Here is a 25,395-nt window from a genome sequence, read left to right as displayed (position 1 = left end):
AGCGCTGGCGGCGCCGGGGCCGGCCCGGGGTGCCGGCGTCCGGCATCAGGCCCGTTCGGCGAGGATGCGCTCGATGACGACGGCGACGCCGTCCTCGTTGTTGGCGACCGTACGGCCCGTGGCGGCCGCGAGGACGGCCGGGTGGGCGTTGCCCATGGCGTACGAGGTGCCCGCCCAGGTCAGCATCTCCACGTCGTTCGGCATATCGCCGAAGGCGACGACCTCCGCCGGGGAGATCCCGCGCTCCGCGCAGCACAGCGCGAGGGTGCTCGCCTTGGAGACCCCGGCACCGCTGATCTCCAGGAGGGCGGTGGGGCTGGAGCGGGTGATCTCGGCCCGGTCGCCGACCGTGGCGCGGGCCAGGTCGAGGAAGGCGTCGGGGGTCAGCTCGGGGTGGTGCGCGAGGAGCTTCAGCACGGGTGCCCCGGTGCCGGGCGCCTCCTCGTGCAGCAGTTTCTCGGCGGTGGCGACGGTGGCCCCGGGGTCGAGGTAGAAGGGCGGGTACAGGGGTTCGTAGTTGATCCCGCTGGTCAGCTCGACCGCGAACGAGGTGCCGGGGGCCGCCTCCCGGAGGGCGGTGACGACCGACAGGGCGGCCGGGCGATCCAGGGCGCGTACTTCCACGATCTTCCGGCCGGCGTGCAGGTCGACGACAGCGGCGCCGTTCGCGCAGATCGCCAGTCCGTGCCCGTGCACGTGCTCGCTGACCACGTCCATCCAGCGGGCGGGGCGGCCAGTCACGAAGAAGACCTCGATCCCGGCCCGCTCGGCGGCGGCGAGGGCCGCCACGGTGCGTTCGGAGACCGACTTGTCGTCACGCAGCAGCGTTCCGTCGAGATCGGTGGCGATCAGCCGGGGGGCGGGGCGGTCATGGGGAGCTGCTGTCACGGATCCATCTTCACCCATGGTTCAGCCGGGCGGGACCTGCGCGTACACATCGGGTCCCCACCCGGCCCCTTCCGGCGCAAAGCGCTTGCTCAGTGGCCGAGCTGCGCCAGGCCCTCCGTCGCGATCCGCTCGAACACCTGCTGGTCGGCGGCGAAGTCCGAGTCCGGGATCGGCCAGTGGACCACCAGTTCCGTGATCCCCAGCTCCGCGTAGCGGCCGGCGAAGTCGACGAAGGCGCCGACCGACTCCAGGGGGCGCCCCCGGTCGGGGGTGAACCCGGTCAGCATGATCCGGTCCAGTGCGGCGGCGTCCCTGCCGATCTCGGCGCAGGCCTTGCCGAGCTTCTCGATCTGGCCGCGGACGGCCTCCACCGACTGCTCCGGGGTGCCCTCCTCGTACAGCTTGGGGTCTCCGGTGGTGACCCAGGCCTGGCCGTGCCGGGCGGCGAGCTTGAGCCCGCGCGGGCCGGTGGCCGCCACGGCGAAGGGCAGGCGGGGGCGCTGGACGCAGCCGGGCAGGTTGCGGGCCTCCTCGGCCGAGTAGAACTCGCCGTGCTGGGTCACCGCCCCCTCGGTCAGCAGCCGGTCCAGCAGCGGGACGAACTCGCCGAACCGGTCGGCGCGCTGCCGCGGGGTCCAGGCCTCCTGGCCGAGGGCGGTGGCGTCGAAGCCGTTGCCGCCTGCGCCGATGCCCAGGGTGATGCGGCCGCCCGACACGTCGTCGAGGGTGATCAGCTCCTTGGCCAGGGTCACCGGGTGGCGGAAGTTCGGCGAGGTGACCAGGGTGCCGAGGCGGAGCCGGGAGGTGGCTATTGCGGCGGCGGTCAGGGTGGGCAGGGCGCCGAACCACGGGCCCTCCCGGAAGCTCCGCCAGGACAGGTGGTCGTACGTGTACGCGGCGTGGAAGCCGAGCTCCTCCGCCCGCTGCCACTGGGCGCGGCCGCCCTCGTGCCAGCGGTTGACGGGGAGGATCACGGTGCTCAGGCGCAGGGAGGTGCTCATGTGACCAGAGCCTACGTCCGGGGCGCGGTGGCGGGGCTTCCGCCGGGGTGGGTGGCGGGCGGGTGAACGCGGTGGGGACGGGCGGGGGTGGGGAAGGTGCCGGTGCACGAACTTCCTCGCGTGGACCTTGGGACGGCTGCGGGGACTCACTAGCTTCGTTTCACGTGAAACGGTCCGCATCCAGGAGTACTCCATGACCGATGTGCCTCTCCGTGCCCACCCCGCCCGCCGCCTGCTCCAGCCGGTGGTCGAGCGGATCGACCGGCGGATCGACCGCCGGCTGCGCTCGGCGGACCGGCAGATCGAGAGTCTGCGCCAGGAACTGCGCCGGACCCGCGAGCAGCTGTCGCAGCAGCACGTCCGGCCGTTCTCGTACGACCTGCTGTACGGCAAGGACGGGCGGCTCAACGACCGGATGCCGAGCCGCGAGGCGTTCAAGAGGCTCTCGGACGAGATCGCGGCCGTGGCGGGGCGGCCGGGGGCCTGGACGGAGACCGCGCAGGCCTACCGGACCCTGGTGGAGCTGGAATCCCGGGGGGTGGGCCGGATCGCCGGGTCCACCGCGAACATCCTGGGGAAGCTCACCACCACTCCGCTGCTGGGCCCGCCGAACGGGGAGATCCTGGAGATCGGCACCCTGTACGGGCTGTTCGCGGGCGGGATGGCCCGCCAGATCCTGCGCCGGGGGCTGCCGTACCGGCTGACGATCGTGGATCCGATCGCCCCGGTGCAGCTGCAGCCGGGGGTGGAGATCAGCAGGGACCCCTCGGGTACGCCGATCTCGGAGGAGATCGTGCGGGCCAACCTGCACTACGCGGGGGTAGAGCCGGAGCGGCTGCGGATCCAGCGAGGGTTCTCGCAGGACTCCGCGGTGCGCGAGGCGGTCTCGGACCGCCGGTACGGGGTGATCGTGATCGACGGAGACCACTCGCGCGAGGGTGTGGCCCGGGACCTGGAGTGGGCCGAGGAGATCGCGGCCACGGGGGCGATCGTCGTACTCGACGACTACGGCGACGGCCGCTGGCCGGGGGTGCAGGAGGCCGCGGACGCCCATCTGGAGGGCCGCACCCGGCTGAAGCTGGTAGGCCGGGTGGCCACCAGCGCCTTCCTGCGCGCGGGCTGACCCGGCGCCCGCGGGTCAGGGCAGCCGGAGGAACGCGGGCGGTACGGCGTCCACCAGCCAGACGCCGTTGGCGCTGACGCGGAAGACGTGGCCGGCGCGGTGCATGGCCCCGGAGTCCACGCTGAGGACCACGGGGCGGCCGCGCCGGGCCCCGACGCGGGTTGCGGTCTCGCGGTCGGGCGAGAGGTGGACGTGGTGGCGCCGCATGGGCCGCAGGCCCTCGGCGCGGATCGAGTCCAGGGCGCCGGGCACCGTGCCGTGGTAGAGGTACGCGGGCGGTTCGGCGGCCGGCAGCTCCAGGTCCACGGGGACGGTGTGCCCCTGGCTGGCGCGGATGCGGGTGCCCTCCACCGCGAACCGCTTCTTGTCGTTGTGCGCGACGACGTGGTCCAGCTCGGCGCGGGTGAGGGGGAATCCGTGGGCCGCGGCGGCCGCGAGCAGGTCGTCGACCTCCACCCAGCCCGCGGGGTCGAGCACCAGTCCGATCCGTTCCGGCTGGTGCCGCAGGTGCTTCGAGACATATTTCGACACCTTGACGGTGCGGCGTTCGTCCATGGGCTCAGCGTGCCCGTCCGCACGCGTGCTTGACCACGCCTTTTCCGGGGCGCCGGGCGGGGGGAGCCGGCGGTGGACCCCCTCTATCGCTCTTCCGAGATGCGAAATATATTTTCCATTGGCCGCTCGGGCCGGCGGCTTACGACCGCTGCCGCCGCCCGCCCCGCCGCACCCGCGCACCCCGCACTCCCGTCCTGCCCGAAGGGGGAACCCATGCCCGCTCCCGTCTCCTTGCGCCGCCGAGCCGCCGCCGAGTTCACCGGTACGGCCGCCCTGCTCCTGATCGTGGTCGGATCCGGGATCCAGGCCGCCGCGCTCACCCGGGACGACGCCGTCGCGCTGCTCGCCAACTCCGCCGCCTCCGCCGTCGGCCTCGGTCTGATCATCATCCTGTTCGGCCCGCTCTCCGGCGCGCACCTCAACCCCGTGGTCACCCTCGCCGCCTGGTGGGCCCGGCGTACCGGCGGTGCGGGCCCGACCGGTCGCGAGGCGCTCGTCTACTCCGCTGCGCAGGCCGCGGGCGCCGTCGGCGGCGCCCTGCTGGCCGAGGCCATGTTCGGCCGCACCCCCGGGGTGCTCGCCACCCAGGCGCGCGACGGCGGGCACCTGCTCATCGGCGAGGTCGTCGCCACCGCGGGGCTCGTCCTCGTGATCCAGGGTCTGGGCCGGACCGGGCGCACGCGCCTGGTCCCCGCGGCCGTCGCCGTCTACATCGGGGCCGCGATCTGGTTCACCTCCTCCGGCTCCTTCGCCAACCCGGCCGGCACCCTCGGGCGGGCCTTCACCGACTCCTTCACGGGGATCGCCCCGGGCAACCTGCCCGGGTTCGTCGCCGCCCAGTCCGCCGGCGGGGTCCTCGGCCTCGTGCTCTCCCGGGCCCTCTACGGCCGCGAGCGGATCCCCACCGTGGAGATGGCCCCGGTCAACGGCGGCTACAAGGCCGTGAGTTGAGGGATCGACCCGCTGTCCAGTCCGGCTCGGGCCGGCCGCGGCCCGCCCGCAGGCCCGGTTCATCCACAGCCTGACCCCGTCATCCACAGCCGATTTGCCGGGGATTGTAGGCGATTGAGTCACCCCCTGAGGGGACGCCTGTGGGTAAGTCGCTCAGCCGGTCGAGCAGCCCGAGCCGCCCGAGCCGCCCGTCGAGCCCCCCCGAGCCGTCTGCCCCTCAGCCCCCGTGGCGGCTCGCCAGGGCGTTCATGGTCCGGGCCTGGAGTTCCCGCTCGGTCGCGGCCCGTACGAAGGCCGCCACGTGCTCCGGCCCGACCAGCTCCTGTACCGCCCGCACCGTATCGGCCGGCAGGGCCACCGGGGCCGGGCCCTGCGGGGCCGCAGGCTGCCCAGCAGCCCCCAGGTGCCGCTGGAGGTGCCGGGTCGCGAACAGCCGCATGGCCCGCGCCAGCTCGGCGTCCACCGTCTGCTGGGCCAGGGGCCGCAGCCGGCGCACCATCGCCGCCGCCTCGGTGGCCGCCGCATCCGTCAGCCCCGGCTCCCCGGCGCAGACCTCCGGATCGTGCAGCCCCAGGTACCGGGCGAACACGTGCTCCGTCGTGAACTCCAGGAACCGCGAGGCGATGTTCTCCACCTGGCCGCGCAGCTCCCGCAGGTGCCCGGTGATGGCCTGCAGGGGCACCCCCGCCGCGTACAGCTCGGCGGCCACGGCGAGCTCCTGGGGGCTCGGTACGAGGAACTCGTCCACCCGGCCCGGGATCCGCTCCAGCACGCCCAGCTCCACCGCCTCGTGCACCGCCCGGTCGTCGGGCAGCCCGCCGAAGCGGGCGTCCAGCTCGTCCCGGGTGATGCGGGCCGCCTCCTCGTCCGTCCACGGCCCGTGCACCTCCGCCACCAGGCCCAGGACCCCGCCCAGCCCGCGGCCCGCGTCCCAGGCCTCCAGGAGCTCCTTGATGGAGGCCAGGGTGTAGCCCCGGTCCAGCAGGTCGGCGATCTGGCGCAGCCGGGCCAGGTGCGTGTCCCCGTACACGTTGGACCGGCCGCGCCGCTCCGGCCTGGGCAGCAGGCCCCGGTCCTGGTACGCGCGGATCGTGCGCACGGTGGCTCCGCTGTGGTGCGCCAGATCCTCGATCCGGTACTCGGCCACTGCCTGCTCGGACAAGCCCACACTCCCTACCCGGGCGCCCGGAGAAGGCGCTCCTGCGTGGGATGGTACGACTGCCGGGCGGAGCCGGGTATGGCCGTGCCGCGCCCGCTCACAGCCGGGGCTCCCACCGCGCGACGGCCCGCAGGGCCCCCGGGGCGAACCGGGACATCCAGAGCGCACCGCGGGACTCGGGAGTCACGGGCACCACGGCCTGGTTGCGCACCACCGCCTCCAGGACCGCGTCCGCCACCTTCTCCGGCGGGAAGTTCCGCAGCCCGTAGAGCCGCGAGGAGCGCTCCTGGCGCCGCTTCTCCTCCGCCGCGTCCACCCCGGCGAACCGCGTGGTGGCCGTGATGTTCGTGTTCACCACCCCCGGGCAGATCGCGGAGACCCCGATCGACTTGTCCGCGAACTCCGCCCGCAGGCACTCGCTGAGCATCAGCACCGCCGCCTTCGAGGTGCTGTACGCGGGCAGGCTGCGCGAGGGCAGGTAGGCGGCAGCGGAGGCGGTGTTCACGATGTGCCCGCCCTCGCCCCGCTCGGCCATCTGCCGGCCGAATATCCGGCAGCCGTGGATGACCCCCCACAAGTTGACGTCCAGGACCCGCTTCCAGTCCTCCGGGGTGGTGTCCAGGAAGGAGCCCGACAGCCCGATGCCCGCGTTGTTGACCAGGACGTCGACGGTGCCGTACTCGGCGGAGACCTTCTCCGCGAGCTTCTCCATGTCCTGCTCGTCGCTGACGTCGGCGACCTCCCCCCAGGCCTGCGGGGCCCCGATCAGCCGGGCCATCTCCGCCGTGCGCACCGCGCCCTCGGCGTCCCGGTCCACGGCCACCACCCGGGCACCCGCCTCGGCGAAGGCGAAGGCCGTGGCCCGCCCGATCCCGCTCGCGGCGCCCGTGACCAGCACCAACTGCCCGCCGAAGCGCTCCGCGTACCGGGCCCCCGCCCCGCCGCGGGCCCGCGCGGCCCCCCGGGTGCGGGCCGGGCCGGCGAGGGCCACGGCCGCCCCCGAGACCCCGGAAGTGGCGCCCTCCTGCGCCTCGGCGAACTCGCCGATCCAGTCGGCCAGCCGCTCGGGCCGGGTCCGCGGCACCCAATGCTTGGCGGGCAGGGTCCGGCGCAGCAGGTTCGGCGCCCACTGCTCCAGGTCGTCGTAGAGCCGCTCGGAGAGGAAGGCGTCCCCGGTCGGGGTGATCAGCTGTACGGGGATGTGCGCGTACGCGTCCTCGCGGGGGCGGCGCAGGCGGCTGCGCACGTTGTCCCGGTAGAGCCAGGCCCCGTGCGCCGCGTCCGAGGGCAGCGAGGCGGTCGGGTACCCGTCGGCGGGGAGCCGCTCGGCACGCTGGAGGATCTTCGGCCACTGCCTGCCCAGGGGCCCCCTCCAGGCCAGCTCCGGCAGCACCGGCGTGTGCAGCATGTACACGTACCAGGACTTGGCGCCCTGGCCGGCGAGCTGCGCCGCCGCGCGCGGGGTGGGCCGGGACATCCGCTTCTTGATCCAGTGCCCGAAGTGGTCGAGGGAGGGCCCGGACATCGAGGTGAAGGAGGCGATCCTCCCCTCGGTCCGCTTGACCGTGGCGAACTCCCAGGCCTGGACTGATCCCCAGTCGTGCCCCACCAGGTGCACCGGGCGGTCCGGGCTGACCGCGTCCGCGACGGCCAGGAAGTCGTCCGTCAGCTTCTCGAGGGTGAACCCGCCGCGCAGCGGCCGCGGGGCCGTGGACCTGCCGTGCCCGCGGACGTCGTACAGGACCACGTGGAACCGGTCGGCGAGCCGGGCCGCCACCCCGGACCAGACCTCCTTGCTGTCCGGGTAGCCGTGGACCAGCAGGACGGTGGGCCGCTGCGGATCGCCGAGCTCCGCGACGCACAGCTCGACGCCCCCCGTGCGAACCCAGCGCTCGCGGGCGTCCTTCAGGGTCGTCATGCTCACGCGGCCTCTCCCTCTGTCCAGCGCCGCACGTGCGGCAGGTCGTCGTCCAGCCAGAATGCGCTCTCCGCGGGGTCCCGGGAATCCGTGACCACCAAGAGCTCCTCGAACTTCGCGCCCGTACCCCGGAAGCCGAGGTGGGGCTCCACCGCCCAGAGCCCGGGCCGGGGCGGGTGGTCGGAGAACCTGTACGGGCTCCACAGCGGGGACCAGCCCTCGCGGTGCCCCCGCAGGGCATCGCCCGCCAGCCCCTTGAGGGACTGCGTGCCGAAGCCGAACAGGCGCGGGGACCAGCGGCGCTCCCGGACCCGGTCCACCTTGTGGGCGATCACCCCGAAGGGATAGGCCCGGTGCCGGTTCGCATACCCCTGCACGGTCATGAGCTGCTCCACGTCCTCGTATATCTCCCGGAGCGTCCGGCGCTCCCGGACCCCGTCGAGGATCAGCTCGCGGTGCGCCCGCAAGTCGTCCATGAGCCGGTCCTGGACCGGGTTGAGGCCGAGGCTGCCGGAGTACCCGACGTCCGCCGCGTACCCCCCGTGCACCGGGGCCATGTCGAGGATGAACGGCATCCCCGGCTCCAGCCGCCGGTTCGTCGGGAAGAACTGGAGCGGTATCCGGAAGTCCACGAAGGCCGTGCGGTCGCCGAACCAGGCGAAGGGGAGGTGGAACCAGTCCCGCACACCGCGCTCGGACAGCCACTCGCGCTGCATCCGCGCCGCCTCGCGCTCGGTCACCCCCGGCTTCAGGCGCGCCGCCACGTCCTCCGCACAGGCGTAGGCGAGGCGCTGCACCTCCCTGAAGCCCCTGAGCTCCGCGGAGAGTTCCCTGCCGGCCACTGCTGCCATGCCACCCGCCCCCAGACCTGTCGCCGCGCAGCCGGAAGCTGCCTCCCGGCCGCGTAGCCCTACGCGTCCGTAACTTGACACTGATGAATGTGACAATGCCTGGAGTTCACGTCAAGGCCCGTGCACCGGCCTGTGGAAAAACCCTCCCGGCCGCCTCCGCGTAGTTCTCCCGTACGGGTGTGTACGCCTCAAGGCGTAGGCGGGATCAAGCTCCAGGTCTGACGCAGGGGGCCGGTTCGCGCCACTACCTTCGGACCGTGACTGTCATCGCGACCGAAAGCCTGAGCAAGCGGTACACCAAGGTGACCGCCCTCGACCGGCTCTCCCTCGACATCGGACCCGGCGTGACCGGCCTGGTGGGCGCAAACGGAGCCGGCAAGTCCACGCTGATCAAGATCCTGCTGGGACTGTCCCCCGCCACCGAGGGCCGTGCCGCCGTGCTCGGACTGGACGTCGCCACCCATGGCAGCGCCATCCGCGAACGCGTCGGCTACATGCCCGAACACGACTGCCTGCCGCCCGACGTCTCGGCCACCGAGTTCGTCGTGCACATGGCGCGGATGTCGGGGCTCCCCCCGACCGCCGCCCGCGAGCGCACCGCGGACACCCTGCGCCACGTGGGCCTCTACGAGGAGCGCTACCGCCCCATCGGCGGCTACTCCACCGGCATGAAGCAGCGCGTCAAGCTGGCCCAGGCCCTCGTGCACGACCCCCAGCTGGTCCTGCTCGACGAGCCCACCAACGGCCTCGACCCGGTCGGCCGCGACGAGATGCTCGGTCTGATCCGCCGGATCTACACCGAGTTCGGCATCTCCGTCCTGGTCACCTCGCACCTGCTCGGCGAACTGGAGCGCACCTGCGACCACGTCGTGGTCGTCGACGGCGGCAAGCTCCTGCGCTCCAGCTCCACCAGCGACTTCACGCAGACCACCACCACCCTCGCCGTCGAGGTCACCGACTCCGACGAGCACCCCGACGGCACCAAGGCCCTCCGCGAGGCCCTCACCGCCCTCGGCGTCACCCTCCACTCGGGCCAGGAGCAGGGGCTCCCCGGAGCCGGGCACATCCTCCTCCTGGAGGCCGAGGGCGAGCAGACGTACGACACCGTGCGCGACACCGTCGCCCGCCTCGGCCTCGGACTGGTCCGCATGGAACAGCGCCGCCACCACATCGCGGAGGTCTTCCGCGACCACGACCAGCAGCAGCCCGCGCAGAAGGGAGCCGGTTCCCATGGCGCCTGAGGCCTCCACCCAGATCCACAACATCGGCTACCGCTCCTACGACGGCCCCCGCCTCGGCCGCGGCTACGCCCGACTCTCCCTGTACTCCCAGTCCCTGCGCGGGGCCTACGGACTGGGCCGCTCGGCCAGGTCCAAGGTGTTGCCCATGCTGCTCTTCGCGGTGATGTGCCTGCCCGCGGCGATCATGGTCGCAGTGGCCATCGCGGTGCCCGGCTCCAAGGACCTGCCGGTCAAGTACACGTCGTACGCCCTTTACCTCCAGATGGTCATCGGCCTGTACCTCGCCTCGCAGGCCCCGCAGTCGGTCTCCCGGGACCTGCGCTTCAAGACCGTCCCGCTGTACTTCTCGCGCCCCATCGAGCGGGTCGACTACGTGGTCGCCAAGTACGCGGCCATGTCCTCGGCGCTGTTCATCCTCACCGCGGCGCCCCTGCTCGTCCTCTACATCGGTGCGCTGCTCGCCAAATTCGACTTCGCGGACCAGACCAAGGGGTTCGCGCAGGGACTGGTGTCCGTGCTCCTGCTCTCCCTCCTCTTCGGCGGAATCGGCCTGGTCGTGGCCGCACTGACCCCCCGGCGCGGATTCGGCGTCGCGGCCGTCATCGCCCTCCTGGTGATCCCCTACGGCGCCGTCTCGGCCGTCCAGGGAGTCGCCTACGAGACCGGCAACGCCGGCGCCATCGAGTGGATGGGCCTCTTCTCGCCGATCACCCTCATCGACGGGGTGCAGACCGCGTTCCTCGGGGCCACCTCGGCCTTCCCCGGCGGCGAGGGCCCCTCCGCGGGTGTCGGCGCCGTCTACCTGCTGGCCGTGTTCGCCCTCATCACCGGCTGCTACTTCGCCCTGATGGCCCGTTACCGGAAGGCGGGGCTGTGACCCTCATCGACATCGACCACGCCTCCCGCTGGTTCGGCAACGTCGTCGCCGTCAACGACGTCACCATGCGGATCGGCCCCGGGGTGACCGGGCTCCTCGGCCCCAACGGCGCCGGGAAGTCCACGCTCATCAACATGATGGGCGGCTTCCTCGCCCCCTCCACGGGCACCGTCACCCTCGACGGCGCCCCGATCTGGCGCAACGAGCAGGTCTACAAGCACATCGGCGTCGTGCCCGAGCGCGAGTCGATGTACGACTTCCTCACCGGGCGCGAGTTCGTCGTGGCCAACGCCGAACTGCACGGACTCGACGAGCGGGCCGCCCAGCGGGCCCTCGCCACCGTCGAGATGGAGTACGCCCAGGACCGCAAGATCGCCACGTACTCCAAGGGCATGCGCCAGCGCGTGAAGATGGCCTCCGCCCTGGTCCACGAGCCTTCCGTGCTCCTGCTCGACGAGCCCTTCAACGGCATGGACCCCCGCCAGCGCATGCAGCTTATGGACCTGCTGCGGCGGATGGGCGACGAGGGCCGCACGGTGCTCTTCTCCTCCCACATCCTGGAGGAGGTCGAGCAGCTGGCCTCCCACATCGAGGTGATCGTGGCCGGCCGGCACGCCGCCTCCGGCGACTTCCGCAAGATCCGCCGCCTGATGACGGACCGCCCGCACCGCTACCTGGTCCGCTCCTCCGACGACCGCGCCCTGGCCGCCGCCCTGATCGCGGACCCGTCCACGGCCGGCATCGAGGTGGACCACACCGAAGGCGCCCTGCGCATCCAGGCCGTCGACTTCGGCCGGTTCACCGAGCTCCTGCCGCGGGTCGCCCGCGACCACGGCATCCGGCTCCTGACGGTCTCGCCCTCCGACGAGTCCCTCGAATCGGTCTTCTCCTACCTCGTAGCGGCCTGAAGGAGCTGGCATCGATGTACAACCCCACGGTCGCCCGGCTCACCTACCGGGCCCTGCTCGGCCGCCGCCGCGCGCTGATCCTCTTCGCGCTGCCGGCCCTCCTCATCCTGATCGCCCTCGCGGTACGGGTCCTCACCGGCGTGGACGACCGGGTGGCCTCCGGGCTGCTCGGCGGCTTCGCCCTCGCCACGATGGTCCCCCTCATCGGGGTCATCGCCGGAACGGGTGCCATCGGCCCCGAGATCGACGACGGCTCCATCGTCTACCTGCTGTCCAAGCCGGTGAAGCGGCCGACGATCATCATGACCAAGCTGATCGTCGCCATCGCCGTCACCATGGCCTTCTCCGCGATCCCGACTCTCGTCGCCGGCTTCATCCTCAACGGCAACGGCCAGCAGATCGCGGTCGCCTACACGATCGCCGCCCTCGTGGCCTCCATCGCCTACAGCGCGCTCTTCCTGCTGCTGGGCACCGTCAGCCGGCACGCCGTGGTCTTCGGCCTGGTCTACGCCCTGGTCTGGGAGTCCCTCTTCGGCAGCCTGGTGCCCGGGGCCAAGACCCTCAGCGTCCAGCAGTGGTCGCTGGCCCTGGCCGAGAAGATCAGCGGCCAGGGGGCCATCGAGTCCGCGGTCGGCCTGCCCACCGCGGTCGTCCTCCTCGCCGTCGTCACGGCCGGTGCGACCGCCTTCGCCGGACAGAAGCTGCGCCGGCTCACCCTGGCCGGCGAGGAGTAGGAGCGACGCTCCAGCCCCTCCCGCAGGCGCTGCCACCCGTGCCCCGCCCGGTGCTCGATACCGGGCGGGGCACGGCTTTGCGCGTCATGATCGTGGAATGACGCAGCAGCACACCGCCCCCGAGCCGTCCCGGCCGCTGCGCTCCTGGGTGCGGTCCTCGCCGGGGACGCACGTGTGGCTGCTGATCATCGCCTTCACCAGCATCATCGTGGCCCTCGCCCCGGACCGGCTGGACCACGTGCTGATGCACCGCAACAGCAGCAACCTCCACGAGCTCGTCAACCACCCCGTACGGGCTCTGGTGGCCAGCGCCTTCTGGATCGAGAACCCGGCCTCCCTGCCCCTGTACGCGGTCCTCTTCGAGGTGTTCCACGCCCCCGTGGAGCGCTGGCTCGGCACCCTGCGCTGGATGGGGATCGCGGGTACCGCCCATGTGGTGGCCACGCTGATCAGCCAGCGGGTGGTCCTGGCGGCCATCGAGGACGGCCGCGCCCCGCGCAGCATGGTGCACGTGGTCGACATCGGGGTCAGCTACGGGCTCGCCGCCTCCGTCGGGGTGCTCACCTACCGGCTGCCCCGGCCCTGGCGCTGGTTCTACCTCTGCGGCGCCGTGGCCTTCTTCGCCGTACCGCTGCTGACCGGGGCCAGCTTCACCGACCTCGGCCACGCCATCGCGCTGGCGATCGGACTGCTCGCCTGGCCGCTGACCCGCCACCCCCGCGATGTTTCACGTGAAACAGCCGGCCCCCCGGCAGGACCGGCATCCGGCCCGGGCACCGCCACCGGACCCTGACGCCCGGATCCCGGGAGCCCTGCGGGCCCGGGGAAATTCGCTGGAACGCCGCGGGAGGCCCCGGCAGAGTGGAGACCAACGGGGAGAGCAAAAGGACCGGGGCAGCCGCTTCGAGCGCGCCACAGGCGCGGGCTGCCCCGGTCCCTCCGGGTCCTTCGACGGGCCGGGCTCCTTCGCAGAGCCGACGGCCCGGGTTCCGGGCTCAGGCGCCGAGCAGGCGCTCCAGCACCACCGCGATCCCGTCCTCCTCGTTCGAGGTGGTGGTCTCATCGGCGACGGCCTTCAGCTCCCGGTGGGCATTGGCCATGGCGACGCCGTGGCCGGCCCAGGCGAACATCGGGATGTCGTTCGGCATATCGCCGAACGCGATGGTCTCGGCCGCCTTCACCTTCAGCCGCCGGGCGGCCAGCGAGAGGCCGGTGGCCTTGCTCAGCCCCAGGGGCAGGATCTCCACCACACCCGGGCCCGCCATCACGATGTCCACCAGGCTGCCGACCGCGGCGCGCGCGACTCCGGCGAGGGCGTCGTCGTCCAGGTCGGGGTGCTGGATGTAGAGCTTGTTCAGCGGGGCGGTCCACACCTCCGTCGTGTCCTTCAGGAACACGTACGGCAGCGGGCCCTCCTGCACCTGGTAGCCGGGGCCGACCAGGACCTCGCCGTCCACCCCGTCGCGGCTGGCGGCGATCCCCACGGGGCCGATCTCGGCCTCGATCTTGGAGAGCGCCAGACCGGCGAGCTGCCGGTCCAGCGTCACCGAGGTCAGGAGCTTGTGGGCCCCCGCGTCGTACAGCTGGGCGCCCTGCCCGCACACCGCGAGCCCCCGGTAGCCGAGGTCGTCGAGGATGTGACGGGTCCAGGGCACGGCCCGGCCGGTGACGACGATGTGCGCGGCCCCCGCCGCCGTAGCGGCGACGAGCGCCTCGCGCGTGCGCTCCGAGATGCTCTCGTCGCCGCGCAGCAGCGTGCCGTCGAGATCCGTGGCGACCAGCCGGTACGGGAAGCTCACTTGGAGATCGGCTCCAGCAGCTCCCGGCCGCCCAGGTACGGGCGCAGCACCTCGGGCACCCGGACCGAACCGTCGGCCTGCTGGTGGTTCTCCAGGATCGCCACGATGGTGCGGGGAACGGCGCACAGGGTGCCGTTCAGCGTGGCCAGCGGCTGCACCTTCTTGCCCTCGCGCATGCGTACGGACAGGCGGCGGGCCTGGAAGCCGTCGCAGTTCGAGGCGGAGGTGAGCTCGCGGTACTTGCCCTGGGTGGGGATCCACGCCTCGCAGTCGAACTTGCGGGAGGCCGAGGAGCCGAGGTCGCCGGTGGCCACGTCGATCACCTGGAAGGGCAGTTCGAGGGAGTTCAGCCACTGCTTCTCCCAGGCGAGCAGCCGGGCGTGCTCCGCCTCGGCGTCCTCCGGGTTCACGTAGGAGAACATCTCCACCTTGTCGAACTGGTGGACGCGGAAGATGCCGCGGGTGTCCTTGCCGTACGTGCCCGCCTCGCGGCGGAAGCAGGGGGAGAAGCCGGCGTACCGCAGGGGCAGCTTGTCGGCCTCGATGATCTCGTCCATGTGGTACGCGGCGAGCGGGACCTCGGAGGTGCCGACCAGGTAGTAGTCGTCCTTCTCCAGGTGGTACACGTTCTCCGCGGCCTGGCCGAGGAAGCCGGTGCCCTCCATGGCGCGCGGGCGGACCAGCGCGGGGGTCAGCATCGGGATGAAGCCGGCCTCGGTGGCCTGGGCGATCGCCGCGTTGACCAGGGCCAGCTCCAGCAGGGCGCCGACGCCGGTCAGGTAGTAGAAGCGGGAGCCGGAGACCTTCGCACCGCGCTCCACGTCGATGGCGCCGAGCGCCTCGCCGAGCTCCAGGTGGTCCCGGGGCTCGAAGCCCTCGGCGGCGAAGTCGCGGATCGTGCCGTGCGTCTCCAGGACCGCGAAGTCCTCCTCGCCGCCGACCGGGACGTCCGCGTGGACGATGTTCCCGAGCTGGAGGAGCAGGCTGCGGGCGGCCTCGTCGGCCTCGTTCTGCTCGGCCTCGGCGGACTTCACGTCCTGCTTCAGCTGCTCGGCGCGCTTCAGCAGCTCGGCGCGCTCCTCGGGGGAGGCCTTGGGGATCAGCTTGCCGAGCGACTTCTGCTCGTTGCGCAGTTCGTCGAAGCGCACGCCGGAAGACCTGCGGCGCTCGTCGGCGGAGAGCAGTGCGTCGACGAGCTCGACGTCCTCTCCACGGGCGCGCTGGGAGGCGCGAACACGGTCGGGGTCTTCACGGAGCAGCCGGAGGTCAATCACCCCACCAGGCTACCGGCCTGGGGTTCGGGCGCTCACACCGATATCACGCTGCGTGTCGCTATGTCCCAATTGCCGCGAATGGAAAACTGGCGGCGCATGGCCGGAACGACACCCTCGGGAGAAAGTCAATAAAACCCCTCTCATTCCCTGAAAAGGGGCAGGACGGGAAGGCCGGGTGGACGTCCGAACCTGCGGAGCCCTTGTGTGGAGCGGTGTGGAGAACCTGTGTTGTCCACAGGAATCCCGCTCCGGAGGTCACTTATCCACAGGCTGTGAGCTGTCGCTGTGGACACCGGAATTGATCAGTCCTATTTGGAGCGGGGAACGGGATTGCCCGTTCAAACCCAGGTCGGACACTCAATCGGGTGGGAATGGCTCGCCCCAAAGAGTTGATCATTGTCGTTCGGGTGACGCCGTTCGCCCACCTGCCTCCGGAGGTTCACCGGGACGCCCCCACGACCCGTCCGCGGCCCCACAGGGTCTTGTCGACTTGTCCCCAGGTCGAGAAGAGGGGCTGTGGATAAACCTGTGGACGATCAACCCCGGCCGTCGAGGCAGCGAGTCAGCCAGTCCGCCGCGGCCGAGAAGTCACCGTCCGAAGTCCCCGGCCGGGGACTTCGGACCTCCGCGGGGGTGACCCCGGCCCGCGGGTACGAGCCCAGGAAGCGGACGTTCGGGCAGGTCCGCTTGAGGCCCGTCAGGGCCTCGCCCACCCGCCGGTCCGCGATGTGGCCCTCAGCGTCGATGGCGAAGCAGTAGTTGCCGATGCCGGCCCCCGTCGGCCGGGACTGGATCAGCATCAGGTTGACCCCGCGCACCGCGAACTCCTGGAGCAGCTCCAGCAGGGCACCGGGGTGGTCGTCCCCCAGCCAGATGACCACCGAGGTCTTGTCGGCACCCGTGGGGGCCGCGGGCCGGGCCGGCCGCCCCACCAGGACGAACCGGGTCTCCGCGTTCTCCGCGTCGTGGATCTCGGTGACCAGGGCCTCCAGCCCGTAGGTCGCCGCCGCGAACTCCCCGGCGAACGCCGCGTCGAACCGGCCCTCCTGCACCAGCCGGGCCCCGTCGGCGTTGGACGCCGCCGACTCCCACAGCGCATCGGGAAGGTGCGCCCGCAGCCAGTTGCGCACCTGGGGCTGCGCCACCGGGTGGCCCGTCACCGTCTTGATGTCCGACAGCTTCGTCCCGGGCCGTACGAGCAGGGCGAACGCGATCTGCAGCCGCACCTCGCGGTAGATCATCAGCGGTTCGCCGGAGGCCAGCTCGTCCAGGGTCGCCGTGACCCCGCCCTCCACCGAGTTCTCGATCGGCACCAGCGCCGCCGCGGCCTCGCCGCTGCGGACCGCGTCGAGAGCGGCGGGCACCGACACCATGGGCACGAGTTCGCGGGTGGCGGCCTCGGGCAGCGTGCGCAGGGCGGCCTCGGTGAAGGTGCCCTCGGGGCCGAGATAGGTGAAGCGCGTGGCGGACATGCGATCAGCGTAGTGCGGTGCGCACGGCCGCCGGGCGCGCTCTCACCCTTCGAGAAGCCGCTGCCCCACGTACTCGCCGGGCCGGGGCCCGCCCGGTACGGCGTACAGCCCGCTGGTCTCGTGCCGGATGAAGGGGGACAGCGCGTCGCCCCGGTCGAGCTTGCGCTGCACCGGTACGAACCCCTTGAGCGGATCGGCCTGCCAGCAGATGAAGAGCAGCCCGGCGTCCGGGGTGCCGTCCGGGCCCACCCCGTCGTGGTACGAGAACGGCCGCCGCAGCATCGCCGCCCCGCCGTTCTGCTCCGGTGCGGAGATCCGCGCGTGCGCGTTCGCCGCGATGACCGGCCTGCCGTCCGCCCCGAACTTGTCGAGATCGGGCTCGGTCCGCTCGGTGCCGCCCGTCAGGGGCGCACCGTCGGACTTCCGCCGCCCGATGACCTTCTCCTGCTGGGCGAGGTCGAGCCCCTCCCAGTCGTCGAGCAGCATCCGGATCCGGCGGACCACGGCGTACGAGCCGCCGGCCATCCAGGCGTGCTCCGCGGGTCCGGGGCCGCCGACGGGTACGAAGATCCGCCGGTCGTAGTCGGGCTCCTCGGGCCGGGGGTTCCCGGTGCCGTCGATCTGGCCCATCAGGTTGCGCGCCGTCATGGGCTGGGCGGTGGCGCCCGGCGAGCGGTTGAAGCCGTTCATCTGCCAGCGCACCCGGGCGGTGTCCCCGGCGTCCTTCTGGAGCGCCCGCAGGGCGTGGAAGGCGACCAGGGAGTCGTTCGCCCCGATCTGGACCCACAGGTCGCCCTCGCTGCGGCGGGGGTCGATCCGGTCGGAGGAGAACTGGGGCAGCGGGTCGAGGGCGGCCGGGCGGCGGGCCGCCAGGCCGGTGCGGTCGAAGAAGCTGCGGCCGAAGCCGAAGGTCGCGGTGAGGGAGCAGGGGCCGGCGTCCAGGGCGACCCCGGTATCGGCGCCGCCCGGGCCGCCCTGCGCGGGCTTCCCGGCCATCAGCGTGCGGGCCGTCTCGGACCAGCGGCGGAGCAGGGCGGCGGCCTCCTTGCGGCCGGCACCGGCTGCCAGGTCGAAGGCCAGCACGTGGCCCTTGACCTGGAGGGGGGTGGTGATGCCCGCCTGGTGCTCGCCGTGGAACGGGACCTCGGTGGCACCGAGCGAGGTGAGTGCGCCGGAGGACGGGATGCCGCCTGCGGTCTTCCCGGCGGAGTCCCCGGACACGGCGGACTGCACCAGGGCGCCGCCGGTGGCGCCGAGCGCCAGCCCGGCGGCTCCCGCGGCGCCGACGGTGCCGAGCAGCCGCCGCCGGGAGATCTCGATGTCGGTTTCGGTCTCGGTCACGCTGTTCAGCCGATCTTCACGTTCTTCTTGACGGTGGTCTGGTCGATGTCGGAGGTGCGGACGGTCACGTCGATCCGCCATTCCCCGGCCAGCGGGAGCTGCACCCCGGACGCGGTCCAGTGGCCGGTCCCGGCGTAGTCCGGGACCAGGGGCAGGGGGCCGATGTCCTTGGCCGGGAGGGTGAAGGAGACCTTCACCTCGGGTGCGTCCAGGGGCTTGCCGTTCGGCCGGTCCAGCCACAGGTGCAGGGTGTTCATGCCGGTCCGGCCGGGGTCGAGTTCGAGTCGGGCGGTGCCCTTGCCGTCCTCGCCGCCGGTGTCGAAGGGCAGGGAGACCTTGATCGGCCGGTTCGGGACGGCGGGGGCCGGGGCGGTCGCGGAGACCTCCTGTTCGGCGGCCCGGCCGGGCTCCGTGCTGGTCAGTGAGGTGGTGACGGCGAGCAGCACGACGGCGACACAGGCCTCGGCGAGCACCGAGCGCCGCAGGCCGGCCCGGTCGGGGTCGGCGTCGCGGATCTTCTTCTTCCGGGCAGAGGCCTGGGCGGCCTGCTGCCGGGCGAGCTGGGCGGCGCGCTCGGGGTCCGCGTCCCCGTCCGGGTCCGGACCGGCAGGGTCCCCTGTGCCCTCGGCGTCCTCGGCGGCAGCCTCGGCAGCGGACACGGATCCGGCGGTGGCGCCGCCGCCTCCCGTAGCCGCCGCATCGGCCGTCACGCTCGCCGGCTCGGGCGATGTTTCACGTGAAACACGCTGGGCGGCGAGCTCGACCGTGGCCGCCGAGCCCTCGCCGAGTCGCGCCGTCCACGAGCGGGAGATGTAGGCGGCACCCACGAGCACCGCCACCAGCCCGACCTTGACGATCAGGATCCGCCCGTAGTCGGTGCCGGTCAGCGCGCTCCAGGTGCCCACCTGCCGCCAGGACTGGTAGATCCCGGTGGCCACGAGGACCAGCACGCTGGCGAAGGCCACCCGGGAGAACCGCCGTACGGCCGCCCGCTCCAGACCGGGGACGCGGTAGAGCGCCACCAGCAGGGTGACCAGGCCGCCGAGCCAGGTGGCGACGGCGAGGAGGTGGAGGATGTCCACCGGCATGGCGATACCGGTCTGGATACCGGTGGAGGCGTGCTCGGACAGGGCCCAGGTCGCGGCGATCCCGGCGGCGACCACGCCGCCGCCGATCCCCAGCCCGAAGACCAGGTCGGCATCGTCCTTGGCGCTGTCCTTCGCGTCGCTCCGTGTGCGGTCTTCCGCGTCGGCTTCCGTGCCGCCCTCCGCAGCGGCCTGCTGGGCCCGCCGCTTGGCGTAGACGCCGAAGAGCACTGCGAGGAACAGGGCCGCCGCGCCGAGCAGCAGCAGCCGGGAGACCAGTGCGGCGCCGGTCTTGGTCTCCAGTACGTCCTTCAGCCCGGAGAGGTCGAACGCGTCGGCGAACTCCCCCGAGCCGGTGTACGGGGTCCGCAGCATCAGCATGGCGAGGGTGGCCGCGGTCAGGGTGGCCCACCCGTAGGTCACCAGGCGCTGCACCGCCCGGATGCCCGCCCCGCCCCGCCAGCACAGCAGGACGAACGCGGCGCCGCCCACGAGCACGGTGAAGCCGGCGTAGGCGGTGAAGCGCGCGATCCCGTAGGCCTGGGCCACGGGCCCGCTGCCGACCTGCTGGTCGGGCAGGGCGACGGAGGTCTTGGAGGGGGCGCCGATGGAGAAGGTGAAGGCGCCCGCGATGGGGTGGCTGTCGGCCGACACGGCCTGCCAGGCCACCGTGTACGTGCCGTTCGGCAGGCCGGGGAGCAGCATCACCCCGTGCTTGACGATGGAGCCCTCGCACAGGTCGCGCAGTTCGCCGGTGTCGGCGCGCTTCCCGCTCGGGTCGAGGACGCGGATCGAGTCCTCTCCCATGGCGACCTGCTCCGAGAAGGTCAGGGTGACCTGGGCGGGGGCCGTGGCGACCACCGCCCCGTCCTTGGGATCGCTCGCGGTCAGCGCGGCGTGCGCCGAAGCCGGTGCGGCCGTGGCGAGCACTGCGCCGAACAGGGCGGCGAGGACCAGCAGCAGGCGCAGGAGCGCTGCCGCCGGTGCGTGGGCGGGGGCGGTGGCCGTCATGGCGTAGTCAGTCCCTCGTTCCGTCAGTGGGTCTTCGGGTTGTGGGTCCGTTCCTTCACGTCGAGCTGGACCTTCACGGGGTCAGCCTTCTCGAAATGCAGTTCGACGACGACCTTTTCGCCGATCTTCGGCTTGTTCTTCAGCCCCATGAACATGACGTGGCTGCCGCCGCGCTCCAGCTTCAGCTCGCCGTTCGCCGGCACGTCGAGGGACGTGACCTGCTGCATCTTCTGGTTCTTGGTCTCGTGGATCTGCACGTCGTCCGAGAGCGGGCTGGTCACCGAGGTCAGCTTGTCCGCGGTGCCGGAGCCGTTCTTGACGACCATGAACCCGCCGGCCATCTCGGCGTTCACGGGCTCGGGCATGAAGGCGCCGCTGACGGAGATCTCCGGCTTGGAGTCCGAGCCGGAGCCGGTGTCCGAGGAGCAGCCCGATACGGCCAGCGCGGCGGCCAGGGAGAGGGCGGTCACGAGGGTGGTGGTGCGGCGGTTCACGGGTTCTCTCCCTTGACGATCTTCGGCAGGTCCTTGGTGTAGTCCTCGGGGGTCGTGTCCTCGCCGTAGAGGACGTACCCCTCGTCGGACTTCGGGGAGAACGCGATGACCTGGGCCCCGTGCATGGAGACGACGTCGCCGTTCTTCTCCGTCTTCGAGGGCTCGATACCGATCCCGAGGGTGCGGGCGCCGGCCTGGATGGTCTTGAAGTCGCCGGTCAGACCGATGAAGGACGGGTCCTGGGCCTTGAGCCAGGAGCCGAGCGACGCGGGGGTGTCCCGCTCCGGGTCGGTGGTGACCATGATGATCCGGAGGTTGTCCTGGTCCGCCTTGGGCAGGGCCTTCCTGGCCACGGCCAGGTTGCCCATCGTCAGCGGGCACACGTCGGGGCAGTGCGTGTAGCCGAAGTAGAGGAGCGTCGGCTTGCCCTTGGTCTGCTCGCGCAGGTCGAAGGGCTTGCCCGAGGTGTCGGTGAGCACCAGGTCGGGCTTGGTGAAGGGCCGGTCGAGCACGGTGGCGGCCTTCGTCTTGGACGGAGTGCTCACCTCCGCGACCGAGTCGTTCTTCGCGCTCTCGCCGCCGCCGCAGGCGGACAGGGTGAGCGCGGCGGCCGCCGCGAGGGCGGCGGCCGTCATACGTGTGGTGCGCATGGGAAGTCGTCCCTGTGGTGAAGGGTGTACGGGTGGCGTACGGGCGTCAGGAGGAGCGGCGGCGCGCGGTGGCCCCGAAGGCCACGCCGGCGATGCCGACGACGATGCCGGTGATGCCGAGGGCGCGCGCGGTCGTGTCGGAGGAGGAAGAGGAGGCGGCCGCGTCGGTGCGCTCGCCGTCCTTGCCCGCGTCCTTGCCGCCGTCCTTCTCGTCGTGGTGGTCCTTGGCGGGCTGCTCCGCGCCGTCCTTGCCGGTCGCTGCGCCGTGGTGGCCGTCGCCGGAGGGCTCGGTCAGGGTGAGGACCGGAGCCGGGTTCTGCGGCTCCTCCGCCCCGGCCTGGGGCTCCTCGATCCAGCGCACGACCTCGTTGTTGTCGTACGTCTGGACCGCCTTGAAGACCAGCTTGTCGGCGTTCTCGGGGAGCTGGCCGACGGAGAGCGGGAACTGCTGGAACTTGCCGGGGCCGATCTTGCCGCCGGTCCAGGTGACCTTGGTGACGGCCTCCTTGATCTGGCGGCCGTGCAGGGTGAGCGGCTTGTCGAGCGTGGTCTTGGTGACCTCGACCTTCCAGCCGGGCACGTCCTGGGGCATGACCGAGGCGAGCGGGTGGTCGGCCGGGAAGCTGATCTCCAGCTTGCTCGTCGAGGCGTTGTCGCGCTCGTTGGGGACCTTGAAGTTGATCGTGGCGTAGCCGCCCTTCTCGGCCGCGCCGGACGGCTGCACGCTGACGTGCGCCGCCGCGGGCCCGGCGAGGAGGAGGACGGTACCGGCCGCAGCGGCGGCCGCGAGGGGGACACGAAGGTTCTTCATGGCAGGAGGACTCCACGGGAAGCGGTGGTCGGGGGCAGGCCGTGCGCGGGTGCGCACGGGCCCGCGGCACCGCCGCTTCCGTGCCGGAGCCGCCGGTCCGCCGGAGGTGTCCGGTGGGCTCGGTCGGTTCGGGCGGATTCGGTCGAGGGGTGCCGCGTCAGGCTGCGAGGGCGAGGTCCGCGGGGGGACCGCGCCTGATCACCGCGTGCTGGAGCGCCTCCCGGCCGGGTGATCCGGGCGGGGAGCGGTCGTAGCGCTGCCGCCCCGGCAGACGCGGCGGCGCACCCGGAAGTCCCGCGCGCAGGATGTGTACGTACGCCAGGGCCGCACGCAGCGGACGGACGAGGGAGCCCTCGCCGGAGAGCCGGAGCAGCCTGCCGAGCGCGGCGTCCCCGCGGTGGAGGAGCCAGCCCGCGGCCAGGGCGGCCAGCAGGTGGCCCAGGAGCATGGGCGGGGAGAGCAGTGCGGTGGCCGGCTCCGACGCGGCCGCAGCCGCATGGTCCGCGTGGGCCCGGGCGGCTGCGGCCACGGGGTCGATGCCCGCGGCGTCGAGGACCTCCCTGGCCCGTGCGGGGCTGAGGGGGACGGTGTTCCCGCCGCAGATCAGCCGGGCCGCGAGGGCCGCCAGGGTGGCTTCGGGACCGCTGGCGCCCGCTGCCGCGGATGCCCCGTGCTGGCCCAGTCCGAAGAGGGAGTGCAGGGCCAGTTGCCCGCCGGCCAGCGTCGCGGTGACGGCGGGCAGGCTGCGCCGCCGTCCGGCCAGGGCGGCCGAGACCGCGAACACGGCGAGGAAGCCGGCCGCCAGGGCCCGGAACGGGATCCCCTCGCAGGAGGCCAGCGCGTGGCCCGCCGCGGACAGCGCGACGCAGACCGCGGTGAAGACCGCGGCCCTCAGGAGCCGCGGTCCGGCTCCGGTGCGCATCAGGCGGGCGTCAGGCATGGCCGGGTCATCATCGCACTGCGCTCACGGCGCCCATGCGGCAGGTCCGTAAGGTCCCATGCGTCCCGTTGGCCGCTTCCCTCACCCGGCTCACGGCTCCCCCGACGAAAGGGCGCCCGGGCGGCATACACCGCGGCCCGAGGGGCGTACATCGGCCATTCGGGGGTTCCGGTGCGCTGCGGGGGCTTACGGGCGGTCGCGGGCGGCAATAGGTACCGGTATGAGCATCTGGTGGTCTCTCCAGTTGCGGCGCGAGGCCGCGAGCGTCCCGTTCGCCAGGCGGCTGCTGCTCGGGACGATGGAGACCGCGGGGGTGGACCCGGACATCTGCTTCGACCTCTCCGTCGCCCTCAGCGAGGCCTGTGCCAACGCCGTGGAGCACGGCGGTCCGGACGGGGCCCCGGATCCCGACGGCGAGTACTGCGTCACGGCGTACCTGGACGGGGACTGCTGCCGCATCGAGGTGGCGGACTCGGGCCCCGGATTCCCGCCGCAGACGGTCGCCCGGCACCGGCCGCCGATGGCCGAGAGCGGCCGCGGCCTGTGCCTGATCGAGCAGCTCGCCGACCACGTGCGGTTCCGCAACCGGCCCGGGCGGGGCGCGGTCGTCAGCTTCGACAAGGTGCTGAAGTGGCGCGAGGGAGCGCTGCTGAAGGTCTCCTGACACGCCGGCGGGCGCGGGGTCTCGTACGGAATCCCGTACGGAACCCAGCGCCCGCCGGCGGACCGGGGAGGAGGTCAGCCCTTGAGGCGGGCCATCCAGGCCTCGACCTCGTCGGACTTCCGCGGCAGGCCCGCGGACAGGTTCCGGTTGCCGTCCTCCGTGACGAGGATGTCGTCCTCGATGCGGACGCCGATGCCGCGGTACTCCTCGGGCACGGTCAGGTCGTCGGCCTGGAAGTAGAGGCCGGGCTCCACGGTCAGGCACATGCCCGGCTCCAGGGTGCCCTCGACGTAGGTCTCGGTCCGGGCGACCGCGCAGTCGTGCACGTCCATGCCGAGCATGTGGCCGGTGCCGTGCAGGGTCCAGCGGCGCTGGAGGCCCAGCTCCAGGACGCGCTCGACGGGGCCCTCGACCAGGCCCCACTCGACGAGCTTCTCGGCGAGTACGTGCTGCGAGGCGTCGTGGAAGTCGCGGAACTTCGCCCCGGGGCGGACGGCCGCGATGCCGGCCTCCTGGGACTCGTACACCGCGTCGTAGATCTTGCGCTGGATGTCGGTGTAGGTGCCGCTGATCGGCAGGGTGCGCGTGACGTCGGCCGTGTAGAGGGAGTGGGTCTCCACTCCGGCGTCCAGGAGCAGCAGCTCGCCGGAGCGGACGGGTCCGTCGTTGCGCACCCAGTGCAGGGTGCAGGCGTGGGGGCCGGCGGCGCAGATGGAGCCGTAGCCGATGTCGTTGCCCTCGACCCGGGCGCGCAGGAAGAACGTGCCCTCGATGTAGCGCTCGCTGGTGGCCTCGGCCTTGTCGAGCACCTTCACGACGTCCTCGAAGCCGCGGACGGTGGAGTCGACGGCCTTCTGCAGCTCGCCGACCTCGAAGGCGTCCTTCACGAGGCGGGCCTCGGACAGGTAGACGCGCAGCTCCTCGTCGGTCTCGGCGGTGACCTTGTCGGTCAGGGCCGCCTCGATGACGGAGTCGTGGCCGCGGACGACGCGGACCGGGCCGGTCTCCCCCTTGAGGGCCTCCGGCAGCTCGCGCACGTCCTGGGCGGGCAGGCCGAGCAGCTGCTGCGCCTCGGCCAGCGAGTGGCGGCGGCCGACCCACAGCTCGCCGCTGCCGGACAGCCAGAACTCGCCGTTCTCGCGGTTGGAGCGGGGCAGCAGGTAGATCGTCGCGGTGTGCCCGTCGGTGCCGGGCTCCAGGACCAGGACGCCGTTCTCGGTCTGGTCGCCGGTCAGGTACGCGTACTCGGTGGAGGCGCGGAAGGGGTACTCGGTGTCGTTCGAGCGCGTCTTCAGGCGGCCGGCGGGGATGACGAGGCGGTCGCCCGGGAAGCGGGCGGACAGCGCGGCGCGGCGGGCGGCGGTGTGGGCGGCCTGCTCGATGGGCTCCAGCCCGTGCAGTTCGGTGTCGGCCCAGCCGGAGCGCATGCTGGCGGACAGCTCCTCGCTCACGGCGGGGTAGAGCCCGTTCTTGCGCTGCTTGTGCTTCTTCTTCGGCTGGCCTTCGGCCGTCTCCGGGGTGTCCGGGTCTGCCTGGGTGTCCGGGGTCTCCGGGTTGAGCTCTTCGGCCACGGGTCCGTCTCCTCTTGGTACGACGCTGAACCGTCTCCATCGTACGGTCGTACGGAAGGGGGCACAGGGCCGGAAGG

Annotated in this window: 24 protein-coding genes; 8 read left to right on the top strand and 16 right to left on the bottom strand. The window is 72.4% G+C overall.

Annotated elements, in window-relative coordinates; genetic code table 11:
• Nucleotides 1-45: 45 nt before the first annotated feature.
• Together ACZ7JZ_RS10025 and ACZ7JZ_RS10020 are read right to left on the bottom strand one after the other, a co-directional pair.
• Nucleotides 46-906 carry a Cof-type HAD-IIB family hydrolase gene (locus tag ACZ7JZ_RS10025; RefSeq protein WP_470935592.1) on the bottom strand — a complete coding sequence of 287 codons (861 nt, stop codon included), beginning with the start codon at nt 904-906 and terminating at the stop codon, nt 46-48.
• A 71-nt stretch (nt 907-977) separates the two neighbouring features.
• Nucleotides 978-1,889, bottom strand: coding sequence for an LLM class flavin-dependent oxidoreductase (locus ACZ7JZ_RS10020; RefSeq protein ID WP_470935588.1), 912 nt, complete (start codon nt 1,887-1,889; stop codon nt 978-980).
• A 193-nt stretch (nt 1,890-2,082) separates the two neighbouring features.
• Here ACZ7JZ_RS10020 and ACZ7JZ_RS10015 point away from each other — a divergent pair, with 193 nt between their 5' ends.
• Nucleotides 2,083-3,012, top strand: a complete 930-nt coding sequence (locus ACZ7JZ_RS10015; protein WP_470935585.1) for a class I SAM-dependent methyltransferase — start codon at nt 2,083-2,085, stop codon at nt 3,010-3,012.
• A 15-nt stretch (nt 3,013-3,027) separates the two neighbouring features.
• Here ACZ7JZ_RS10015 and ACZ7JZ_RS10010 read toward each other — a convergent pair whose 3' ends face one another.
• Complete coding sequence (locus ACZ7JZ_RS10010) at nt 3,028-3,567, bottom strand: RNA 2'-phosphotransferase (protein ID WP_470935582.1); 540 nt, start codon at nt 3,565-3,567, stop codon at nt 3,028-3,030.
• Nucleotides 3,568-3,780: 213 nt separating this feature from the next.
• On the opposite strand from ACZ7JZ_RS10010, the gene ACZ7JZ_RS10005 reads away from it, so the two are divergent.
• Entirely contained in the window at nt 3,781-4,518 is a 738-nt protein-coding gene (locus ACZ7JZ_RS10005; protein WP_470935579.1) for an aquaporin, read from the top strand.
• A gap of 217 nt (nt 4,519-4,735) precedes the next feature.
• Here ACZ7JZ_RS10005 and ACZ7JZ_RS10000 read toward each other — a convergent pair whose 3' ends face one another.
• From ACZ7JZ_RS10000 to ACZ7JZ_RS09990, 3 genes are all read right to left on the bottom strand, one after another.
• A complete protein-coding gene (locus ACZ7JZ_RS10000; RefSeq protein WP_470935576.1) occupies nt 4,736-5,680 on the bottom strand; it encodes a MerR family transcriptional regulator in 945 nt (314 codons plus the stop codon).
• 94 nt (nt 5,681-5,774) lie between these two features.
• Nucleotides 5,775-7,595 carry an SDR family oxidoreductase gene (locus tag ACZ7JZ_RS09995; protein WP_470936385.1) on the bottom strand — a complete coding sequence of 607 codons (1,821 nt, stop codon included), beginning with the start codon at nt 7,593-7,595 and terminating at the stop codon, nt 5,775-5,777.
• Between the two features lie 2 nt (nt 7,596-7,597).
• Nucleotides 7,598-8,446, bottom strand: coding sequence for a M24 family metallopeptidase (locus ACZ7JZ_RS09990; protein WP_470935573.1), 849 nt, complete (start codon nt 8,444-8,446; stop codon nt 7,598-7,600).
• 257 nt (nt 8,447-8,703) lie between these two features.
• Here ACZ7JZ_RS09990 and ACZ7JZ_RS09985 point away from each other — a divergent pair, with 257 nt between their 5' ends.
• From ACZ7JZ_RS09985 to ACZ7JZ_RS09965, 5 genes are all read left to right on the top strand, one after another.
• Nucleotides 8,704-9,687 (top strand): ABC transporter ATP-binding protein, encoded by a 984-nt coding sequence (locus ACZ7JZ_RS09985; RefSeq protein ID WP_470935570.1) that lies wholly within the window; start codon nt 8,704-8,706, stop codon nt 9,685-9,687.
• Nucleotides 9,677-10,564: an ABC transporter permease gene (locus ACZ7JZ_RS09980; protein ID WP_470935567.1), complete on the top strand. Its 888-nt coding sequence runs from the start codon at nt 9,677-9,679 to the stop codon at nt 10,562-10,564. Before ACZ7JZ_RS09985 ends, ACZ7JZ_RS09980 begins: the two co-directional genes overlap by 11 nt.
• A complete protein-coding gene (locus ACZ7JZ_RS09975; protein WP_470935564.1) occupies nt 10,561-11,472 on the top strand; it encodes an ABC transporter ATP-binding protein in 912 nt (303 codons plus the stop codon). Before ACZ7JZ_RS09980 ends, ACZ7JZ_RS09975 begins: the two co-directional genes overlap by 4 nt.
• A gap of 14 nt (nt 11,473-11,486) precedes the next feature.
• Nucleotides 11,487-12,206, top strand: coding sequence for an ABC transporter permease subunit (locus ACZ7JZ_RS09970; protein ID WP_470935562.1), 720 nt, complete (start codon nt 11,487-11,489; stop codon nt 12,204-12,206).
• 97 nt (nt 12,207-12,303) lie between these two features.
• Entirely contained in the window at nt 12,304-12,999 is a 696-nt protein-coding gene (locus ACZ7JZ_RS09965; protein WP_470935559.1) for a rhomboid-like protein, read from the top strand.
• A 202-nt stretch (nt 13,000-13,201) separates the two neighbouring features.
• Here the strand turns inward: ACZ7JZ_RS09965 and ACZ7JZ_RS09960 are convergent, their stop codons facing one another.
• From ACZ7JZ_RS09960 to ACZ7JZ_RS09920, 9 genes are all read right to left on the bottom strand, one after another.
• Nucleotides 13,202-14,005: an HAD family hydrolase gene (locus ACZ7JZ_RS09960; RefSeq protein ID WP_470935556.1), complete on the bottom strand. Its 804-nt coding sequence runs from the start codon at nt 14,003-14,005 to the stop codon at nt 13,202-13,204.
• Nucleotides 14,002-15,279 (bottom strand): serine--tRNA ligase, encoded by a 1,278-nt coding sequence (gene serS / locus ACZ7JZ_RS09955; RefSeq protein ID WP_470935553.1) that lies wholly within the window; start codon nt 15,277-15,279, stop codon nt 14,002-14,004. Before serS ends, ACZ7JZ_RS09960 begins: the two co-directional genes overlap by 4 nt.
• A 536-nt stretch (nt 15,280-15,815) precedes the next feature.
• Nucleotides 15,816-16,751: a prephenate dehydratase gene (pheA, locus tag ACZ7JZ_RS09950; protein ID WP_470935550.1), complete on the bottom strand. Its 936-nt coding sequence runs from the start codon at nt 16,749-16,751 to the stop codon at nt 15,816-15,818.
• A 42-nt stretch (nt 16,752-16,793) separates the two neighbouring features.
• Nucleotides 16,794-18,173, bottom strand: coding sequence for an iron uptake transporter deferrochelatase/peroxidase subunit (gene efeB, locus ACZ7JZ_RS09945; protein ID WP_470935546.1), 1,380 nt, complete (start codon nt 18,171-18,173; stop codon nt 16,794-16,796).
• Nucleotides 18,098-20,188: a copper resistance CopC/CopD family protein gene (locus tag ACZ7JZ_RS09940; RefSeq protein ID WP_470935543.1), complete on the bottom strand. Its 2,091-nt coding sequence runs from the start codon at nt 20,186-20,188 to the stop codon at nt 18,098-18,100. Before ACZ7JZ_RS09940 ends, efeB begins: the two co-directional genes overlap by 76 nt.
• 23 nt (nt 20,189-20,211) lie before the next feature.
• Nucleotides 20,212-20,682: a copper chaperone PCu(A)C gene (locus tag ACZ7JZ_RS09935; RefSeq protein WP_470935540.1), complete on the bottom strand. Its 471-nt coding sequence runs from the start codon at nt 20,680-20,682 to the stop codon at nt 20,212-20,214.
• Complete coding sequence (locus ACZ7JZ_RS09930; protein WP_470935537.1) at nt 20,679-21,332, bottom strand: SCO family protein; 654 nt, start codon at nt 21,330-21,332, stop codon at nt 20,679-20,681. Before ACZ7JZ_RS09930 ends, ACZ7JZ_RS09935 begins: the two co-directional genes overlap by 4 nt.
• Nucleotides 21,333-21,378: 46 nt before the next feature.
• Nucleotides 21,379-22,143, bottom strand: coding sequence for a YcnI family copper-binding membrane protein (locus ACZ7JZ_RS09925; RefSeq protein WP_470935534.1), 765 nt, complete (start codon nt 22,141-22,143; stop codon nt 21,379-21,381).
• A 157-nt stretch (nt 22,144-22,300) separates the two neighbouring features.
• The gene (locus ACZ7JZ_RS09920; RefSeq protein WP_470935531.1) at nt 22,301-23,083 is read right to left on the bottom strand and encodes a hypothetical protein; all 783 of its coding nucleotides are present in this window, start codon (nt 23,081-23,083) and stop codon (nt 22,301-22,303) included.
• Nucleotides 23,084-23,303: 220 nt separating this feature from the next.
• Between ACZ7JZ_RS09920 and ACZ7JZ_RS09915 the strand changes: the two genes are divergently transcribed.
• The gene (locus ACZ7JZ_RS09915) at nt 23,304-23,747 is read left to right on the top strand and encodes an ATP-binding protein (RefSeq protein ID WP_470935528.1); all 444 of its coding nucleotides are present in this window, start codon (nt 23,304-23,306) and stop codon (nt 23,745-23,747) included.
• A 74-nt stretch (nt 23,748-23,821) separates the two neighbouring features.
• Here ACZ7JZ_RS09915 and ACZ7JZ_RS09910 read toward each other — a convergent pair whose 3' ends face one another.
• Nucleotides 23,822-25,318 carry an aminopeptidase P family protein gene (locus tag ACZ7JZ_RS09910; protein WP_470935525.1) on the bottom strand — a complete coding sequence of 499 codons (1,497 nt, stop codon included), beginning with the start codon at nt 25,316-25,318 and terminating at the stop codon, nt 23,822-23,824.
• Nucleotides 25,319-25,395: the final 77 nt, after the last annotated feature.

Source organism: Streptomyces sp. NPDC038213, assembly GCF_055600495.1.
The sequence above is the reverse complement of the archived record's forward strand: the minus strand, read 5'-3'. Positions and strand labels throughout refer to the sequence as shown.

Coding starts and splice junctions, on each gene's coding strand:
- efeB (WP_470935546.1), bottom strand. CDS start 18,173: ATGGCGGATCGACGTGACCGTCCGCACCTCCGACATCGACCAGACCAC.
- ACZ7JZ_RS09940 (WP_470935543.1), bottom strand. CDS start 20,188: ATGACGGCCACCGCCCCCGCCCACGCACCGGCGGCAGCGCTCCTGCGC.
- ACZ7JZ_RS10020 (WP_470935588.1), bottom strand. CDS start 1,889: ATGAGCACCTCCCTGCGCCTGAGCACCGTGATCCTCCCCGTCAACCGC.
- ACZ7JZ_RS10005 (WP_470935579.1), top strand. CDS start 3,781: ATGCCCGCTCCCGTCTCCTTGCGCCGCCGAGCCGCCGCCGAGTTCACC.
- pheA (WP_470935550.1), bottom strand. CDS start 16,751: ATGTCCGCCACGCGCTTCACCTATCTCGGCCCCGAGGGCACCTTCACC.
- ACZ7JZ_RS10015 (WP_470935585.1), top strand. CDS start 2,083: ATGACCGATGTGCCTCTCCGTGCCCACCCCGCCCGCCGCCTGCTCCAG.
- ACZ7JZ_RS09915 (WP_470935528.1), top strand. CDS start 23,304: ATGAGCATCTGGTGGTCTCTCCAGTTGCGGCGCGAGGCCGCGAGCGTC.
- ACZ7JZ_RS10025 (WP_470935592.1), bottom strand. CDS start 906: ATGGGTGAAGATGGATCCGTGACAGCAGCTCCCCATGACCGCCCCGCC.
- ACZ7JZ_RS09965 (WP_470935559.1), top strand. CDS start 12,304: ATGACGCAGCAGCACACCGCCCCCGAGCCGTCCCGGCCGCTGCGCTCC.
- ACZ7JZ_RS09930 (WP_470935537.1), bottom strand. CDS start 21,332: ATGCGCACCACACGTATGACGGCCGCCGCCCTCGCGGCGGCCGCCGCG.
- ACZ7JZ_RS09995 (WP_470936385.1), bottom strand. CDS start 7,595: ATGACGACCCTGAAGGACGCCCGCGAGCGCTGGGTTCGCACGGGGGGC.
- ACZ7JZ_RS09990 (WP_470935573.1), bottom strand. CDS start 8,446: ATGGCAGCAGTGGCCGGCAGGGAACTCTCCGCGGAGCTCAGGGGCTTC.
- ACZ7JZ_RS09980 (WP_470935567.1), top strand. CDS start 9,677: ATGGCGCCTGAGGCCTCCACCCAGATCCACAACATCGGCTACCGCTCC.
- ACZ7JZ_RS09970 (WP_470935562.1), top strand. CDS start 11,487: ATGTACAACCCCACGGTCGCCCGGCTCACCTACCGGGCCCTGCTCGGC.
- ACZ7JZ_RS09920 (WP_470935531.1), bottom strand. CDS start 23,083: ATGCCTGACGCCCGCCTGATGCGCACCGGAGCCGGACCGCGGCTCCTG.
- ACZ7JZ_RS10010 (WP_470935582.1), bottom strand. CDS start 3,567: ATGGACGAACGCCGCACCGTCAAGGTGTCGAAATATGTCTCGAAGCAC.
- ACZ7JZ_RS09925 (WP_470935534.1), bottom strand. CDS start 22,143: ATGAAGAACCTTCGTGTCCCCCTCGCGGCCGCCGCTGCGGCCGGTACC.